Source organism: Steroidobacteraceae bacterium (assembly GCA_041395505.1).
Lineage (GTDB): Bacteria > Pseudomonadota > Gammaproteobacteria > Steroidobacterales > Steroidobacteraceae > JAWLAG01.
Genome location: JAWLAG010000001.1, coordinates 205,536 through 222,596 on the forward strand (window position 1 = coordinate 205,536; position 17,061 = coordinate 222,596).

A 17,061-nucleotide genomic window follows, 5' to 3' on the forward strand; every position below is an offset into this window, starting at 1 on the left:
CCTGTGGCACCGGCGGAATGCGCAGTGCATCAACGCAGCCCGGCGTCGATTGACACATCGTTGCTACCTGCCCGCCACGCGGGTCACAGGGATTTTCGATGCCCGCTGCGCTACCTGTCGAGCAATCGACGGACCTCGAATCGCTCGATTCCTATGCGCGCCTGATCAAGGCGCTGCTGCCGCGTGCTGCGCTGGTGGCGCTGTTCGACCGGCAGGGGCAGATGCGCTGGAGCAGCGAGTCCACGGTCGGGCCGGATCTGCTGCAACTCGTCGAGGAAAACCTCGCAAATGTGCGCGCCGAAGACAAGGGCATCATGCGCGAGTTGCACAAGGACGAGGCCGCCTACCTCAACTGGCTGCGTGATCCCAAAGGCGCGCTGAGCGGCGTGATCGTGATCGTCGTGCGCCGCGCGGGTTCGGTGGAACACCGCGGTTTTGGATTCGTGCATTCACTCGTGCGGCCTGCACTCGAGTGCCTGGCGCGCGAACTCGAACTGCACAATGACATGGGTGCATTGCAGAATGCGCTGAGCGCGCGCGACCAGGACGTGCAACTCCTGCTCGACGTGTCGCAGCAGCGAGACGTTGCCGATGGCGCCAACGACCTGCGCACGCTGCTGCAAAGTGCGGCGACACACCTCGGTGCCGCGGTCGGAGCGTTGATCGTTCCTGACAAGAGCCTGGTGCTCATCTGGGCTGATCCGCAAAGCGAACTCGACCGGGGCATCGTTGCGCGCACGCACCGCCAGATCCTCACCCTCGTGCAGTCGCGGCGTGAATCAGTCATTGCCAATCGCCTCGCGGGCGTCGATGGCGAGCGGAACCAGGCGCGCATCATGGGCACGCCGCTGCGCCATGCCAGCGGCCGGGTCGTCGGTGTTCTTGCACTGTATCGCAGCCCGGCAGCGCCGGGCTACAGCGCACGCGACACGCAACTCGGCGAACTCCTGGCGCGCCGCGCCGTTGCATTGATCGAGAGCAGTTACGACGCAACCAGTGGTTTGCTGAGTCGGCCGGCTTTCGAGCAGCGGCTGCGCGGTGAACGTGCCCAGGGCGCCGCGCCGGCGAGCTGGAGCCTGCTCTATGTCGATGTCGATCAGTTGCATGCGGTGAACGAAAACTTTGGCATGCACATGGGCGATCGGGTCATCGCGCAACTCGGCGAGCTGATTCGATCGAAATTGCCACCGCGCGGTCTGGGTTCGCGTATCGCAGGCGACCGGTTTGCGATCGCGGTGCCGAGCAAGGTCGAAGCGGCGGCCGAATTCGGCGAAGTGCTGCGCAGTGGCGCCGAACAATTGAGTTCCGAGCAGGGCGCAGCGCGGCTGTTCGTCTCGCTCAGCATCGGTGTCGCCCCCCTCGAGGAGGGCGATCTGGCACATTGCCTGGCGGAGGCCGAGTCGGCCTGCAAGGCGGCAAAGGATCGCGGCCGCAATCGCGTCGAGCTCTATCAGGAGGCGGACGCCAGCATCGTGCGCCGCTTCACCGACATTTCCGCGGCGGGCGATTTGCGTGCGGCGATTGCAGAGAATCGTCTGCGCCTCGATGCGCAGTTGATCCTGCCAATCAGCGATACGGTCACGCATCAGGTGCATTTCGAGTTGTTGCTGCGCATGTTCGGCGAGGATGGCCAGACCGTCGGCCCGGACCGCTTCCTCTCGGCCGCGCACCGTTACCAGTTGATGCCGAAGATCGATCGCTGGGTGCTTTCCGAGGCGATTCGCCTGTTGCAACCACATGCGAGCGAGCTCGCGGCCGGCAAGCTCGTATTCACGGTGAACATCTCCGGCCAATCGCTGCTCGAGAGCGGCTTCTGCGATGCTTATGTTGCAGCCATCGAGTCGAGCGGCCTGCCGCCCGAGGGCCTGTGCATCGAGCTCACCGAGAGTGCGGCGGTTGGCAACATCGAACAAGCGGAACTTTTCATGCGGCGGCTGCGCGCCATGGGCGTAGGCGTCGCGCTGGATGATTTCGGCACCGGGTTGTCATCCCTCGCCTACCTCCGGTCGCTGCCGGTCACCATGCTGAAAATCGACGGCAGCTTCGTGCGCGACGTGGTACGCGATCCGCGCTCCGAATCGATGGTCCAGGCGATTGCAGCACTCGCCCGCAGCATGTCGCTCGTGACCGTTGCCGAGTATGTCGAGACCGAGGAATTGCGCGATCGCATCGCTTCGCTCGGCGTTGACTACGGCCAGGGCTTTGCAATCGGCCGGCCGACACCCCTCACGGATGTGCTGGCGGATCTTTCCATCTACAGCAGCGCAACACCCGTGACGCAATTGCCGACCAGCGACGAAACCGCGCGCAGCCGGCGCATGCATTGAGCTAAGATCGCCGCACTTGCCCTGTCCGGGCGCCATGCAACGACGCGAACATGGATCTTGTCAGCGGCCTGATCGATTTCATCCTGCACCTGGATGCCCATCTCGTCGAGCTGCTGCGCCAGTATGGCATCTGGCTCTATGGCATCGTCTTTTTCATTATCTTTGCTGAAACAGGATTCGTGGTGACGCCGTGGCTGCCGGGCGACTCGCTGCTGTTCGCGCTCGGCGCGCTGGCAGCCGTCGATGACAGCGGCACACTGTCTGCGCCGCTTCTGACCGGCCTGCTGCTGCTGGCCGCCGTGCTCGGCAACAGCGTCAATTACGCCATTGGACGGTGGCTTGGGCAGGCGGTCTATGCCGGTCACTACCGTTTCATCAAGGTCGCATACCTGCGTCGCACCGAGGAGTACTTCGCGCGTTACGGTGCCATGACCATCGTCATCGCGCGCTTCATTCCCATTGTGCGAACGTTTGCGCCCTTCGTCGCCGGCATCGGCCGCATGGCCTACCTGCGCTTCCAGGCGTTCAATCTTGTCGGCGCCGCCGCCTGGATCGGCCTGCTGCTGTGGGCGGGGTACTTCTTCGGCAACGTGCCGCTGGTGAAGAACAATTTCGGCATCGTCACTTTGCTCATCATCGTCGCGAGCCTCGTTCCGCTGGCATTCGTTGTGCTGCGACGCAGGAGTGATGCGCCTGTTGCCAGGGACTGACCGGCCGATGTGTCGTGCTCGAGTGGAGGTCCCATGAGCCGCTCGCGACGCGGCTACGCGCTCAAGGTCGAGATTCGCGCGGCGCCCGGGCGCGTCTGGACCGCGCTGTCGCAACAGGCGGAATTCCTGCGCTGGTGGATGGAACCGGCAGAGCTCGATCTGCGCGCCGACGGCAGCCTGCGCGCCCAGCTCGACGCCCAGCATGAGATCGACATGCTCGTCGATATCTTCGACCCACCCAAGCGATTGCGCCTGATTCATCTGCCGAGCACGGCCGTGCCGGCATTCGAGGGAGTCGTGGTCGACGACCTGCTGCTTGAAACGGCCCCGCAGGGCACCATATTCAGGATACTGGGATCGGGATTTCCGGCCGAGAAGGGTTTCGAGCGCAGCTATTTGAGACTGCGGCGCAGCTGGGAGCGTAACATGGCCCGATTGAAGGTTTATCTGGAAAAGGTCAGCAAGGAATCTCCATGACGGGTTTCATCCTGCGCGCCATCATTGCAGCCCTCGGGTTGTGGCTCGCCTCGCGCTGGGTCGATGGCATCGCGATTTCCTCGGCGACTACGCTGCTGCTCGCGGGAGTATTGCTCGGCATCTGCAATGCGATCGTCAGGCCCATCGCCGTCATCCTCACGTTTCCGATCACCATCGTCACGCTCGGGTTGTTCCTGATCGTGATCAATGCCGGGATGCTCGCGCTCGTTGCGCTGGTGCTGCCCGGTTTTCAGATCGCCGGATTCTGGAGCGCGATCCTCGCGGCGCTGATCGTCGGCCTCACGGGTTGGATCGGGTCGTGGTTCATCGGTTCGCGCGGGCGCATCGAGGTGCTGCGCAGCAAGCGCAGCTGAGTCGCCCTCAAGCACTCTCGCGGCGGGTTACGAGCACCACGCCGATGAGCACGACGATCGAGCCCAGGATTTCAAGTGTCGTCAGGCGTTCGCCGAGCGCCCACCAGCCAAGCAGTGTCGCAATCACCGGATTGACATAGGCGAAGCTGCCGACCAATGCCGGTGCCGCATTGCGCGCGAGCCAGGTGAAGGCCGTATAGCCGAGGCAGGCGCTGAAGAAAATCATGTAGGCGAGCGCCAGCATGCCCTGGGTGGAGAATTGCCAGTGTGGCAGCTCACCGCTGCTGCTGCCCACGATCAACATCAGCAACCCGCCGAGCAGCATCTGCCAGCCGGTGAAGCTCAAGAGGCCCATGCGCGTGTCGAAATTGCGCTGCAGGATGGCCGCGATGGACCAACCTAAGCTGCCGAGCAGGATGATTGCCATCTGCGGCAGGTATTGATCCGACAGGCCACCGCTAGGCAGAAGGATGAGCGCCGTGCCGACGATACCTATCAGCAAACCAACCAACGACTGAAAGTGCAGCGCATGCGAGCGCGGGCCCATGGTGCCAAGCGCCGCGATGAAGAAGGCTGAGCTGGTATTCAGCAGCGCCGCCTGGTTCGAAGGCACCCATTGCAGTGCCCAGACATTGGCACCATTGCTGATCAACACGGCGAAGGCGCCGACCAGCAGCGCCTGCAGGAATTGGCGGCGGTTGATGCGCAGCGATTCGCCGCGGTACAACGCAAGTGCGCAAAGGAGCGCACCGGCGATGACGAACCGGACGCCGCCAAAGAGAAAGGGCGGCATTTTCGCGACGCCGAGTTTGTTGGCGAGATAACTCGACCCCCAGACCAGGTACACGGTAGCCAGGCTGATGCCAAGCATCAGCTTGCGGCGCTCGTCTGTCATCGCTCAACGTTCAGCGTGGACGCGTAACGGCGGTGCGGTATAGCCACCAGGCAAGCGAACCCAGGATGAGGAGGCCCAACCACTCGCCAAATCGGGCTGCTTCCGGGAGCGCCAGCACCTCGCCACTCTTGTATACGACAATCGGCACTGCGATCAGTATGCCCATCAACGCCTCACCGGTGATCATTCCGGCTGCGAACAAGGTTCCGCGCTGCTCTACGCGGTCGCGATCCGCCTGCGCAGCCGTGGCGCCAAGGCTGCGCTTGGCAAGCGTCGCGAGCAGGCCGCCCGAAAAAATCGGCACGGACAATTCCAGCGGCAGATAGATACCGACGGCGACGGCCAATACCGGCGCGCGAAAGCTCGCACCACGCGCTTTGAGGACTTCGTCGACGATGATGATGCCGATGCCGATGGCGGCGCCGATGCCGATCATGTCCCAGGGGAGCGATCCTCCAAACAAGCCCTTTGCCACCGAGGCCATCAGCGTTGCCTGCGGCGCAATGAGCGGCGAGGGATGTTCTGCGGTCGGCACACCGATTCCATAGGCATGCGCCAGGAGGTCAAGTACCGGACCCAGCACCAGCGCACTGCTCGCCGCGCCAAGCGCCAGCATGACCTGTTGCCGCCAGGGCGTCGCGCCGATCAGGTAGCCGCATTTGAGGTCCTGCAGGTTGTCGCCGCCAACACAGGCTGCGCAACAGACCACGGCGCCGATCATGATGGCCGCCACGGGCCCGAGCGCTGCGTCGCGTCCCATCAGCCCGAGCAAAACGACGGCTGCGAACATGATGGTCGCGATGGTGATGCCGGAGACGGGGTTGTTCGATGAACCCACGAGACCGGCCATGTAGGCCGAGACCGAGCAGAACACGAATCCTGCCACGATCATGATGATGGTCATCGGCAGGCTCACCAACAGGCTGCCCGCAATACTGTGGTAGAGCACCCACAGTGGAATGGTGAACAACACGATACCGATCAGGATCCATTTCATTGGCAAGTCCCTCTCGGTGTGCGGCAAATTGGCAGCCGTGCCCGCGCGCGCCGCAGCGAGACCGCTACGGATACCGGACAGGAGCGATTGACGCAGCGATATCAATGCCCACAGGCCGCCGACCAGCATCGCACCAACGCCCAGGTAGCGAACCTGTGCCGACCAGATCGCGTAGGCGGCATTTTCCGCGCAATCGCTTGCACTCTGCGCACCGCAGGCTGTGGCTGCAAGCAGCGCCGGATTGCCATCGAGATAGAACTGGCTGTAGATCGGAATCGCGATATTCCAGGAAATCATGCCGCCGATCAGCACCAGCACGCCGACGTTGAGACCGACGATATAGCCGACGCCAAGCAAAGCGGGCGACAGGTTGGTGCCGAAATAGGCGATGGCCTTGTTGAGGAAAGCGCCCGTGGCGGCGGTGTCCGGAATCAGCCGCAAGCCACTGCCCGCCGCGAGTTTCGCGAGGCCACCGCCCAGCGCCGACAGCGCCAGTATGCGCAGGCCCGCCGCCGGGTTATCGCCGGTCTTCAGCACTTCGGCCGCGGCCTTGCCTTCGGGAAATGCCAGCTTCTGTTCGACGATCAGCGAGCGGCGCAGCGGCACCGAGAAAAACACGCCGAGGATACCGCCGAGACCGGCGATGGATACCACCCAGCCGAAACGAAAGTCGCTCCAATAGCCGAGTATGACCAATGCAGGAATCGTGAAGATCACGCCCGACGCAATCGATGAACCTGCCGACGCACCCGTGGCGACGATGTTGTTTTCGAGGATGCCGCCGCCGCCCAGCATCTTGAGGATCGCCATCGAGACGACCGCCGCCGGGATCGCCGATGCGATCGTCAGTCCCGCGAACAGTCCCAGATAGGTGTTCGCTGCTGCCAGAACGGCTGCAAGCACGACGGCGAGCAGAACCGCGCGGAAGGTCAGTTGTGGTGCGGCACCGGTTGTTGCGTTCATCGGCACTCGCTCCCTCGCCGGTTCAGTCGATGCGTTACCACCCGCAGCGCTGCCCGTCGTTCTGTTTCTCGAGCCATTGCATCAGCGGCGCGAAGTACTCGACGATCGCCGATCCATCCATTTCGCGCTTGCCGGTGAGCTTTTCCATGGTGTCCATCCACGGCTCACTCGAGCCTTCGTGCAACATGGCCCAGAATTTCTCGCCGGCGGCCGTGCTACCGAAGATCGAGCACTCATGCAGCGGCCCTGAATAACCAGCCGCCTGGCACAGAGCCTTGTGAAACTGGAACTGCAGGACAAAAGAGAGAAAGTAGCGGGTATAGGGCGTATTGGCCGGAATGTGATATTTCGCACCGGGATCGAAATCAGCCTCGCTGCGGGCAACGGGCGGTGCGATGCCCTGGTACTTCTCGCGCAAATCCCACCAGGCCTTGTTGTAGTCATCGGGCTTGATTTCGCCCGAGAACACCCGCCATCGCCATTGGTCGATCAGGCGGCCGAAGGGCAGGAAGGCGATCTTGTCGAGCGCCATCTTCATCTGCTGGTTGATCACGGCCTCCTGCGAGGGACGCACATCGCCCACGAGGCCGATGCGACGAAGGTACTCGGGCGTCACCGACAGATTCACGGTGTCACCAATCGCCTCATGGAAGCCGTCGTGCGCGCCGCCCTGGAACAGCTTCGGCTGATCGCGATAGGCCATGAAGTAATACACATGGCCGAGTTCGTGGTAGACGGTGAAAAGGTCTTCTTCGGTGGGTTGCATGCACATCTTGATGCGCACGTCGTCGGCATCGTCCATGTCCCAGGCGCTGGCATGGCAGACCACTTCGCGATCGCGAGGTCGCGTCAGCATCGAGCGTTCCCAGAAGCTCGCCGGCAAGGCCGGGAAGCCGAGGGACTGGTAGAAACTCTCCGCTGAGCGCGTCATCTGCACTGCATCCCACTTCTTCTGCCGCAGGCCGCGATCCGCGCTCTCGATGCTGGCAGCCGGGTAGGGTTTCAGCAGGTCGTCATAGATCTTGTTCCACTGCTGTGCCCACATGTTGCCGAACAATTGCGCCGGGATCGGCTTGCCCGCCGGCACCCGGTCCTCGCCATAGCGCTGCGCAAGCCGGCCGCGGGCAAAGCAGTGCAGCGCCGAGTAGAGTGGCTTCACCTGCTCCCAGAGTCGTTCGGTCTCGCTGTCGAATTGCTTCGGCGACATGTCGTAGCCGGCGCGCCACATGACGCCCAGATCGTCATAGCCGAGTTCCCTTGCGCCTTCGTTGCCGAGCTCGACGAAGCGCTGATAGAGCGGACGCATTTCGCGGGCGATGCTGTGCCAGCCCGTCCAGGCCTCCGTGAGTTCGTCATAGTTGCGGCTGGTCGCAAGCGTTTCCGACAGCTGGTCAAGATTGCGGCAGGACTCCGGGCCATTCGGGCAATACTTGCCCGCACCATAGATGGCTTCCAGCCGGCTGCGAATCGTGGCCAGCTCCGCGCGCTTCGCCGCATCGTCGGGTGCCGGTGCCGACACGCTCAGTTTCAGGTTGTTGATTGCGCGAGCGGTCGATGCATCGAGTTTGTCGCCCGCGTACTGCTTCGCTTGGCCGGCACGCTCGCTCACGAACGCCAGCATGCGCTCGTTGGCGCGCGCGTTGAGATGCTCCGTATCGACGTTGATGTAGGTCGATTGCACCCAGTCCGCGGCCTCCAGCTCGCGATCGAGTACGGTGAGATCACGATTGACGTCGGCGACGAACTGTTCGGCGCCAACCTCGGGTGCGGCGGCCGGGGGCTTGGGGCTGCAACCCGCGACTGCCGTCGCCAGCGCGGCACAGATCAAAACCGGTGTTGCGGTTCGCATCAACGCACCTCCCCCATCCATTTGCGCACGAGCGGCGATATCAACAACAGCACGGCGCCGCTGATCACGCCCCACCAGAAGATGAACATGAACTGGCCCGGCATGCTGGCCGGGTTTTCCCAATTGAAGTTGCCGGCAATCTGTCCCGCCATGTTGTTGCCAAGCGCCGTGGCCATGAACCACACGCCGAGCGCCTGACCGACGAAGCGGGGCGGTGCGAGCTTGCTGAACGAACTGAGGCCAACCGGGCTCAAGCACAGCTCACCAAAGGTGTGGAACATGTAGGTGAACACCAACCAGGTCGGCAACACCTTGTCGCCGCCGACGATCAGTTTCGAGGCGAGCACCATCACGTAGAAGCCGACACCCATCAGGATGAGGCCGAGGGCGAACTTGACCGGCGCCGAGGGGTCGAGGTTTCGGCGTCCGAGGTTGACCCATAGCGAGGCAAAAACCGGCGCGAAAATGATGATGAACAACGGGTTCACGGTCTGCAGCGTGCCAGCAGACATGTCCCAGCCTAGAATCATCCGGTCGGTGTGGCGGTCGGCAAAAAGATTGAGCGATGCGCCAGCCTGCTCGAAGCCCGCCCAGAACATGGCGCAGGCGATGAACAGTACCAGCATGACGACGACGCGCTTGCGCTCGGCCGCATCGAGCCCGGCAAAGGCATAGAGATAGGCGAAGTAGACCAGCGCCAGCACGGCGATCACCCAGGACGCAGTGTTCGAAACCGCAACCGGATCGATGGCAATCACGCCCGTGTAGGCAAGTGCCACCACCGCGACGATGATGGCACCGGTAATGCTGATCGGCGTCCAGCTCGCCCGACCATGTGTTCCCTCGGCCGCGGGCGCCGCACCCGCGGTGCCGAGATGCCGGCGCGTCAGCGCGAACTGCACGAGTCCGAGAGCCATGCCGACGGCCGGCAGGGCAAAACCGAATCCCCAGCCGAACTTGCCGGCGACCTCCGGTACGACCAGCGAACCGAGGAACGCACCGAGGTTGATGCCCATGTAGAAAATGGAGAATCCCGCATCGCGCCGCGAACCACCTTCCGGATAGAGCTGCGCGACGATGGCGCTGATGTTCGGCTTCAGAAGGCCCACGCCGACGACGATCACGATGAGGCCGACGAAGAACAACTCGCGTTGCCCGAAAGCGAGCAGCGCGTTGCCTATCATGATGAAGATACCGCCCGACCAGACGGCCTTCTGCGCGCCGATGATGCGGTCGGCAATATAGCCGCCGATGAGCGAGAGCAGATAGGTGCCGGATATGTACAGACCGTAGATGGCGGCGCCCGTCTTGTCATCGATGCCAAGGCCACCGGCATCGATGGCTGCGACGATATAGAGCAGAAGGATGGCGCGCATGCCGTAGTAGGTGAAGCGTTCCCACATTTCGGTCATGAACAATGTGGCAAGGCCCCGCGGGTGCCCGAAGAATTCACGGCCGCTACCGGCCGCCTCCGTCGTCTGGTTCATTGTCTTTTTATCCAGTACTGGCGCCGGCCGTCAGGCTAGCAATGCCCGGAGTTTGGCCCAGCCGCGCCCACGCGGCAAGGCAGGTGGCGCGCTGGATTCAGGCCTCGGCCTGCTCGCTGTCCGTTGCGCCGTCGGCCGGGCGCATACGGCCAACCAGACGGGATAACAGAATGCCGCCCTCGAACAGCATGTACATCGGTACGGCCATGATCGTCTGTGAGATTGGATCCGGCGGCGTGAGGATCGCCGCGATGATGAATACGGCAATCAGCACGTAGCCGCGGTTCGCGGTCAGGCGCTCGAGGCGAACGAGGCCCGTCATGGTCAACAATACCACTGCGATCGGCACTTCGAAGGCAAGGCCGAAACACAGGAAGATCGTCAGGACGAAACTGAGATAGGCCGAGATGTCGGTCATCATGGTGACGCCCTTCGGCGTCGTGTGCGCGAAAAACTCGAACATCACTGGAAAGACCGCGAGGTAGGCAAAAGCGACGCCGACGTAGAACAAGACGATCGATGAGAAAACGAGCGGGACAGCGAAGCGCTTCTCGCGCCGATAGAGCCCGGGAGCGACGAATGCCCAGATCTGATAGAGCACGTAGGGCATGGCGATGAACACGGCCGCGAAGACGGCCAGCTTGAACGGTGCGAGGAAGGGCGAGACGACGCTGGTTGCGATGAGCGTGGCGCCTTTCGGCAATTTGTCGATCAGCGGTTGCGCGACGAACGTGAAGATTTCGTCGGAGAAGTACATGCAGGGTACGAGCGCAATCGCGATCGCGATCACGCCGCGCAGCAGGCGATCGCGCAACTCCAGCAGATGCGAGATCAGCGTGCCTTCGGCGAGCTGTTCAGGCTCGCCGGTCATCACCCTGCTCCACGCCGGGCGCGTCCCGCGACTCGGTCTCATCGTCGTGGTATTCGCGAAACTCGCCGGCGGCATGCGCATGCGAGAAAGTGTCGTCCTGTGCGTCAGGCGTTGTCGTCGTTGCCGCCGGAGCGGGCGCAGCAGGTGCTGCTGCCGAGGTCGCAGCCGCAGAGGTCGGCGGCGGCGTTGAGTGATCGCGCGCCGGCGCGCGCTTCTTCGCCGCTGCGCGTTCCTCTTCCAGGTTGATCTCTTCCTCCAGCTGGTCGCGGAACTGCCGCGCCATCGCGCGAGCGCGCCCGAACCAGCGCCCAAGTTGGGAAGCGACCTTGGGCAGGCGTTGCGGCCCGAGGACGATCAGCCCGAGAACGAAAATCAGGACCAGTTCTGAAAAGCCGACCTCAAACATTGCGCTGCATGGCTTGCGCGCGCGAGTCGGTCAGGCGCGCCGCTCGGATTTGCCGGCCGCCGATTTGGCGGAGTTGTCGTTGAAGTCGGCGTCCTCGGCATCGGCCTTGAGTTGCTTGAGCGGATCCTCGGCTTCTCCCTCGCTCACGGCCTTCTTGAAACCACGGACCGCAGCGCCCAGGTCCGAGCCGATCGTGCGCAGCTTCTTGGCGCCAAATACCAGCAACACCACCAGCAGGATGATGATCAGTTCGCGCATGCCTATGCCCATAACGACCTCTGAAAAATACTGCGGGCGCAGCTATACAATCATATGGCAAAGACCGTTGCCGGAGGCCGAAAGTTCGCACGGCATTAGACGCGCGTCACTAATTTGCACCCGCCCAGCGCGGTTCGACCCCCATGGCAGGCCTTCAGCCTTCCAGCCAGAAGGTTACAGGTCCTTCATTGACGGATTCGACCCGCATGGTTGACCCAAAGCGGCCGGTCGCGACCGGTTGGTGGACAGCGCGCGCCGTCGTGACCAGCGCCGCAAAGAGCTCGCCCGCGCGTTCGGGTGGAGCCGCAGTACTGAAACCCGCCCGCATGCCCTTGTCGGTATTCGCCGCAAGCGTGAATTGCGAAACCAGCAGCAGGCCGCCGCCGACCTCGCGCAATGAAAGATTCATCCGTCCCGCCTCGTCGTCGAATACGCGGTAGCCGAGCACGCGTTCGAGCAAGCGCTCGACATTCGCCGGACCATCGTCGGGGCGTACGGCCACATAGGCGAGCAAACCGCGCTCGATGCGACCGACGAGTGTGCCTGCAACACTGACACTCGCACTGCTGACGCGCTGGATGAGAGCAATCATGGACCGCAAGTTTACCCGTGTGGCGTTGTGCAATACTTGCAACATGGCATCCGGAGGAACGCGCATGAAACGAAGAAGATTCCTTCGCTCGGCTGCGGCCGCGACGGCTGGCGCGGCACTGTCCGCTTGTGCACGGCAGCAGACGACAAGCACCGCGACGGGTGCGGCGCAAACTGAATTTCGCTGGAAGATGGTGACCACCTGGCCACCGAATCTCCCGGGCCTGGGCACTGGCGCGAGCGATCTCGCGCAATATATAGAAGCCGCCAGCAATGGCCGCATCCGCATCAAGGTCTATGGCGCAGGCGAGCTGGTGCCGGCATTCGAAGTGTTCGACAACGTCGCCAATGGCACGGCCGAGCTCGGTCATGGTGCAAGCTACTACTGGAAGGGCAAGGCGGAGGCCGCGACGTTCTTCAGCGCGATTCCGTTTGGCTTCACGGCGAACGAGATGAATGCCTGGCTGCTCTTCGGTGGGGGCATGGAACTGTGGCGCGAGCTGTACGAACCCTTTGGCGTATGGCCGCTGGTTGCGGGCAATACCGGTGTGCAATCCGGCGGCTGGTTCAAGCGCGAGATCAACACGCCGGATGATCTCAAGGGTCTCAAGATGCGCATACCGGGCCTCGGCGGCGAAGTGCTGGCGCGTGCAGGCGGCACGCCGGTTACCTTGCCGGGCACCGAGATCTTCACCGCACTTCAGACCGGTGCCATTGATGCGGCCGAGTGGGTAGGCCCCTATAACGACCTTGCGCTGGGGTTTCACAAGGCAGCGCGCTATTACTATCAGCCAGGCTGGCAGGAGCCGGGACCGGCACTCGAGTGCATCGTCAACCGCAAGGCCTGGGATGCGCTGCCGGCGGATCTGCAGAAGATCGTGGAACTGGCCTGCGGCTCGGTCAACACCCGCATGCTGGCCGAGTACGACGCCCGCAGCTTCGAGGCGCTCGAGCAGATGACGGACGTTCACAAGGTCGATGTGCGCGAGTTTCCCGCCGAAGTCCTTGCACACCTGAAACGAATCACTGCGACCGTGCTCGAGGAGAAGGCCGCAGCCGATGCGGCTTTTGCCCGGGTTTACGAGTCCTATCGTGGTTTCGCCGATGGCATCAACAAATGGACGCGTATCGGCCTCAAGGCCTATCTCGCGACCCGCAGCTAGGCCGCCTGGCGGCGAGCGCCCCGGTAGCAATCCGGCCACATAAAAAGTAAGATGCGCGGCGAATTTTCAGCCGTTTTTCCCGGCAAATGAGGTCGAACATGGCGTTGCGGTGCGTGCGGGTGGCATGGGCGTTGATGGCGATGGGTGCCTTCGGTACGGCAGCGATGGCGGCCGACGCCGCGCGTGGCGAGAAGCTCGCCTACACCTGCAAGGGTTGCCACGGCATCGAGGACTACAAGAATACCTATCCGACCTACAGCGTTCCGAAGCTGAAAGGCCAGAGCGCGACCTACCTGGCAATCGCACTCAAGAGCTACAGGGACAGCGAGCGCGGCCATGCCACGATGCATTCCCAGGCAGCCAGCATGTCCGACGAGGACATGGCTGATCTTGCGGCCTATCTCGGTGGCGAGCCGGTCAAGGCAGAGCAGGTCACGGCGACCGGTACGCCGCCACAGGCGGCCCAGCTTTGCGTTGCCTGCCACGGCAATAACGGCGTCGGCATCGTACCGGAGTACCCGACACTCTCCGGTCAGCATGCGGATTATCTCGCGCGCGCGCTGCACGATTACAAGAACGGGACACGCAAGAATCCGGTGATGGGCGGGTTCATGGGCCAGCTCACGGACGAGAACATCGCGGCCGTAGCCGAGTACTACTCGCGCCAGGCGCCGGGCCTCAGCACCACCGATCGCCGCAAGAGTTTCCTGTCGGCGAAATGACCGCGCCCGTCAGGGCGTGGCGGCGGCATCGAGCCGCTGCAGGAAATTCACGACGGTCTGCTGGTAGACGTCGCGGTTCTGCTTTTTGCGAAATCCATGGCCTTCATCGCGCGCGGCGAGGTACCAGACCTGCCCTTTGTTGGCCCGTACCATGTTCACCAGCTGCTCCGACTCACTGGCCGGAACACGAGGATCGTTCATGCCCTGCACGACGAGCAACGGCTTGGTGATTCTCGCGGCATTGGTCAAGGGCGAGATCTTGCTAAGAAAGCGCCGCATCGCCGGATCACGCTCATCGCCATACTCGACCCGGCGCAGGTCCTGTCGATACGGGGCTGTATTGGTCAGGAAACTGACGAAGTTGCTGATGCCGACAACATCGATGCCGCCCCGCAGGCGTTCGCCGTAATTGACCATGGTGGCGAGCGCCATGTAGCCGCCATAGGAGCCGCCCATGACCACGACGCGCGAGGCGTCGAGATCGGGTTGCGCGCCGACCCATACGAGGAGTGCACCCACATCGCGTACCGAGTCTTCGCGTAGTCGGCCGTTGTCGAGCGCGACGAAGGTCTTGCCATAGCCCGACGAGCCGCGGACGTTGGGAGCCACCACCGCATAGCCCAGTTCGCTGACGACGAATTGAATGAGTGGCTCGAAATTCGGCCGGTATTGGGACTCAGGCCCGCCGTGCAGCAGCATGAGCACGGGGTGCCTGCCCGGCTGGCGCGGCTTGAATACGAACGCCGGCAATTGCCGCGTGCGACCGCCGACCCGGTCCCAGGTTGGAAACTGCACCAGTTGCGGTTCGATGAGATCGCGCGAGTCGATGAGGCCGACCTCGCTCTGGGTGTAGCGCAGCACGCGATTGGCCGCGAGGTCGTAGGCCCAGGCATCGCGTGGCGAACTGAAGCTGTCGATGGTCATGCCGAGCTTCTGCCCGCTGCGGTCGAAGGCGAGGCCGTCGATGCGGCCCTGCGGCATGCCGGCGGGTTGCATTTCCAGGCGCGACTGGCGGTCGACGATATTGAGCTGCGAGTAGCCGCCGACGTTTGCGGTGTAGGCGAGATAACGCCCGTCCGCCGACACGGCGAATTGCTCGATGTCCCAATTCGACGCGGCCGCCAGCATTTCGTGGGCACCGCTCGCAAGGTCGATGCGCTCGAGGTGCAGAAATTCGCTGTCGCGGTCGGTCAGTACCAGCAAGGATGCACCGTCGGGCGAGAAGCGGGCGTCATTGACGGCAACCTTGCCGCCGCCGAGATCGACGGCAAGCGGATTCGGCGCATCGATGTCGACCAGGAACAGATAGGCTTCGTTGATCGATACGAAGTAGCGCAGCAACAAACGCCGACCATCGGGCGAAAAATCGAGTGGATCCCAGCTGCGTTCGCCGGCGCTCAGCAACAAGCGGGGCGGTGCCGCGGAATCGGCCTCCGCTACATAGATATCGTGGCTGACGCCGTCACGACCCGTGCCGTAGAACACGATGCGCTTGCCATCCGGTGACCACAAGGGCTGTCCGTGCAGTGACTTGCCGTCGGTCAGCTCGCGGATATGCCGGTTGCCGAGGTCATACAGGAGTATCTGCGCGTTCTCGTTGCCACCGCTGTCCTTCATGAACGCGAAGCGTGTCGCTCCCGCGACGCGCGGAGCGCTGGCGCGCGCGACCGGCTCGTCGAAGAACGTCAATTGCTCACGTGCACCCAGTGGTGCGGCGAGCCGATGGAGCTGGGCCGTATCGGCGAAGCGCGTGCTGACCAGCATGCTGCCATCCGCCAGGAAATCGACGAAGCTGGCCTCGCGCCCGGCAAGGTAGCGGCCGAGCCGTTCGCTCAAGCCTGTGGCAGGCTCCGGGATGTCCTCGAGTATGAGGCTGCCACGCTCCTCACGGGTTGCGGCGCCGGCCGCGGTGCACAGGAGCGAAAGTCCAAGTACAAGACTCGTTATCTGTTTGCGCATATGTGACTATGGTGCCAAAGCAAGGTCCCCTGCGACAATGTAACTGTTTCACGATCATGTCATCCCTGCTGTCTTTCGATCACGATATCCATGCGGTCGATGCCAATTATCTTCGGCCGCGGCTGGCGGCGGTGCATATCCTGCGCGGCGGCGGACGGGCCGCGCTGATCGATACCGGTACGCAGCACTCCGTCGAGCCGACCATGGCGGGTCTTGCGGAGCTTGGCATCGCGCCGGATGCGGTTGATTACGTCATTCTCACCCACGTACATCTCGATCATGCCGGCGGCGCCGGCGCGCTGATGCAGCGTCTTCGCAATGCGCGCCTCGTGGTCCATCCGCGCGGTGCGGCGCACATGATCGCGCCGGAGAAATTGATTGCCGGTTCCATAGCGGTTTATGGCGAGAGCGCCTACCGGCAACTCTACGGCGAACTCGTGCCGGTGGCGGCGGAGCGTGTCGAGACCACGAGTGATGGCGACCGGATCGTTTGCGGCGGCCGGGAGCTCGTCTTTCTGCATACGCCGGGGCATGCACTGCACCACCAGGTGATCGTGGATCGCAATGCGAGAGCGGTCTTCACTGGCGACAATTTCGGAATTTCGTATCGTGAACTGGACGTCGCGGGAAAAGCGTTCGTCATCCCGACGACGACGCCCACGCAATTCGATCCGGAACAGTTCCTGGCATCGCTCCAGCGCATTTTGGCCGAAGAGCCAAACCATATTTACATGACACACTTTAGCCAGGTCGGAGAAGTGACGCGACTCGGCAGGGAGCTTCGCGACGATGTTCTCGCGCTCGCCGGCTTTGCGCGCGAGCTCGCTGCGCTGCCCGATGCAAAGGCGCGGATCGCCGCTGCCATCGCCGCGCGATGGCGGGAGCGGCTTGCACAGCATGGCTGGCAGGGGGGCGATACGCGCTTTCGCGAATTACTCGGCATGGACATCGAGCTGAACACCCAGGGTCTGCTCGCCTGGCAAGCCCGGGCCCGGGCCGGGTAGCACGCCCG

General features: G+C 63.1%; 16 protein-coding genes. 7 read left to right on the plus strand and 9 right to left on the minus strand.

Annotation, left to right across the window (positions count from 1 at the left end):
- Window positions 1-98 precede the first annotated feature (98 nt).
- The 4 genes from R3E77_00925 to R3E77_00940 are packed head-to-tail and all read left to right on the plus strand — an operon-like array spanning window position 99 to window position 3,888.
- Window positions 99-2,327, plus strand: coding sequence for a GGDEF domain-containing protein (locus R3E77_00925; protein MEZ5497968.1), 2,229 nt, complete (start codon window positions 99-101; stop codon window positions 2,325-2,327).
- A gap of 50 nt (window positions 2,328-2,377) precedes the next feature.
- A complete protein-coding gene (locus R3E77_00930; GenBank protein MEZ5497969.1) occupies window positions 2,378-3,037 on the plus strand; it encodes a DedA family protein in 660 nt (219 codons plus the stop codon).
- 33 nt (window positions 3,038-3,070) lie between these two features.
- Window positions 3,071-3,514, plus strand: a complete 444-nt coding sequence (locus R3E77_00935) for an SRPBCC domain-containing protein (protein ID MEZ5497970.1) — start codon at window positions 3,071-3,073, stop codon at window positions 3,512-3,514.
- Complete coding sequence (locus tag R3E77_00940) at window positions 3,511-3,888, plus strand: phage holin family protein (protein MEZ5497971.1); 378 nt, start codon at window positions 3,511-3,513, stop codon at window positions 3,886-3,888. Before R3E77_00935 ends, R3E77_00940 begins: the two co-directional genes overlap by 4 nt.
- Window positions 3,889-3,895: 7 nt before the next feature.
- On the opposite strand, the gene R3E77_00945 is transcribed toward R3E77_00940, so the two are convergent.
- The 8 genes from R3E77_00945 to dtd form a co-directional block, all read right to left on the minus strand.
- The gene (locus tag R3E77_00945) at window positions 3,896-4,783 is read right to left on the minus strand and encodes an EamA family transporter (protein ID MEZ5497972.1); all 888 of its coding nucleotides are present in this window, start codon (window positions 4,781-4,783) and stop codon (window positions 3,896-3,898) included.
- 10 nt (window positions 4,784-4,793) lie between these two features.
- Complete coding sequence (locus R3E77_00950) at window positions 4,794-6,743, minus strand: oligopeptide transporter, OPT family (protein MEZ5497973.1); 1,950 nt, start codon at window positions 6,741-6,743, stop codon at window positions 4,794-4,796.
- A gap of 34 nt (window positions 6,744-6,777) precedes the next feature.
- Window positions 6,778-8,592 carry a M2 family metallopeptidase gene (locus R3E77_00955; GenBank protein MEZ5497974.1) on the minus strand — a complete coding sequence of 605 codons (1,815 nt, stop codon included), beginning with the start codon at window positions 8,590-8,592 and terminating at the stop codon, window positions 6,778-6,780.
- Window positions 8,592-10,079: a peptide MFS transporter gene (locus R3E77_00960; GenBank protein ID MEZ5497975.1), complete on the minus strand. Its 1,488-nt coding sequence runs from the start codon at window positions 10,077-10,079 to the stop codon at window positions 8,592-8,594. Before R3E77_00960 ends, R3E77_00955 begins: the two co-directional genes overlap by 1 nt.
- A 97-nt stretch (window positions 10,080-10,176) precedes the next feature.
- Window positions 10,177-10,950, minus strand: coding sequence for a twin-arginine translocase subunit TatC (tatC, locus tag R3E77_00965; protein ID MEZ5497976.1), 774 nt, complete (start codon window positions 10,948-10,950; stop codon window positions 10,177-10,179).
- The gene (tatB, locus tag R3E77_00970) at window positions 10,934-11,356 is read right to left on the minus strand and encodes a Sec-independent protein translocase protein TatB (protein ID MEZ5497977.1); all 423 of its coding nucleotides are present in this window, start codon (window positions 11,354-11,356) and stop codon (window positions 10,934-10,936) included. The genes tatC and tatB overlap by 17 nt, the downstream gene beginning before the upstream one ends.
- 30 nt (window positions 11,357-11,386) lie before the next feature.
- Entirely contained in the window at window positions 11,387-11,614 is a 228-nt protein-coding gene (tatA, locus tag R3E77_00975) for a twin-arginine translocase TatA/TatE family subunit (GenBank protein MEZ5497978.1), read from the minus strand.
- A 154-nt stretch (window positions 11,615-11,768) separates the two neighbouring features.
- On the minus strand, window positions 11,769-12,206 hold the full coding sequence (gene dtd / locus R3E77_00980; GenBank protein MEZ5497979.1) for a D-aminoacyl-tRNA deacylase: 438 nt from the start codon (window positions 12,204-12,206) through the stop codon (window positions 11,769-11,771).
- A 64-nt stretch (window positions 12,207-12,270) separates the two neighbouring features.
- Between dtd and R3E77_00985 the strand changes: the two genes are divergently transcribed.
- Together R3E77_00985 and R3E77_00990 are read left to right on the plus strand one after the other, a co-directional pair.
- Window positions 12,271-13,368, plus strand: a complete 1,098-nt coding sequence (locus R3E77_00985) for a TRAP transporter substrate-binding protein (GenBank protein MEZ5497980.1) — start codon at window positions 12,271-12,273, stop codon at window positions 13,366-13,368.
- A gap of 98 nt (window positions 13,369-13,466) precedes the next feature.
- Entirely contained in the window at window positions 13,467-14,090 is a 624-nt protein-coding gene (locus tag R3E77_00990) for a c-type cytochrome (protein MEZ5497981.1), read from the plus strand.
- Window positions 14,091-14,099: 9 nt separating this feature from the next.
- On the opposite strand, the gene R3E77_00995 is transcribed toward R3E77_00990, so the two are convergent.
- On the minus strand, window positions 14,100-16,049 hold the full coding sequence (locus R3E77_00995; protein MEZ5497982.1) for a S9 family peptidase: 1,950 nt from the start codon (window positions 16,047-16,049) through the stop codon (window positions 14,100-14,102).
- 56 nt (window positions 16,050-16,105) lie between these two features.
- On the opposite strand from R3E77_00995, the gene R3E77_01000 reads away from it, so the two are divergent.
- Window positions 16,106-17,053 (plus strand): MBL fold metallo-hydrolase, encoded by a 948-nt coding sequence (locus R3E77_01000; protein ID MEZ5497983.1) that lies wholly within the window; start codon window positions 16,106-16,108, stop codon window positions 17,051-17,053.
- The last annotated feature ends 8 nt before the right edge of the window (window positions 17,054-17,061 follow it).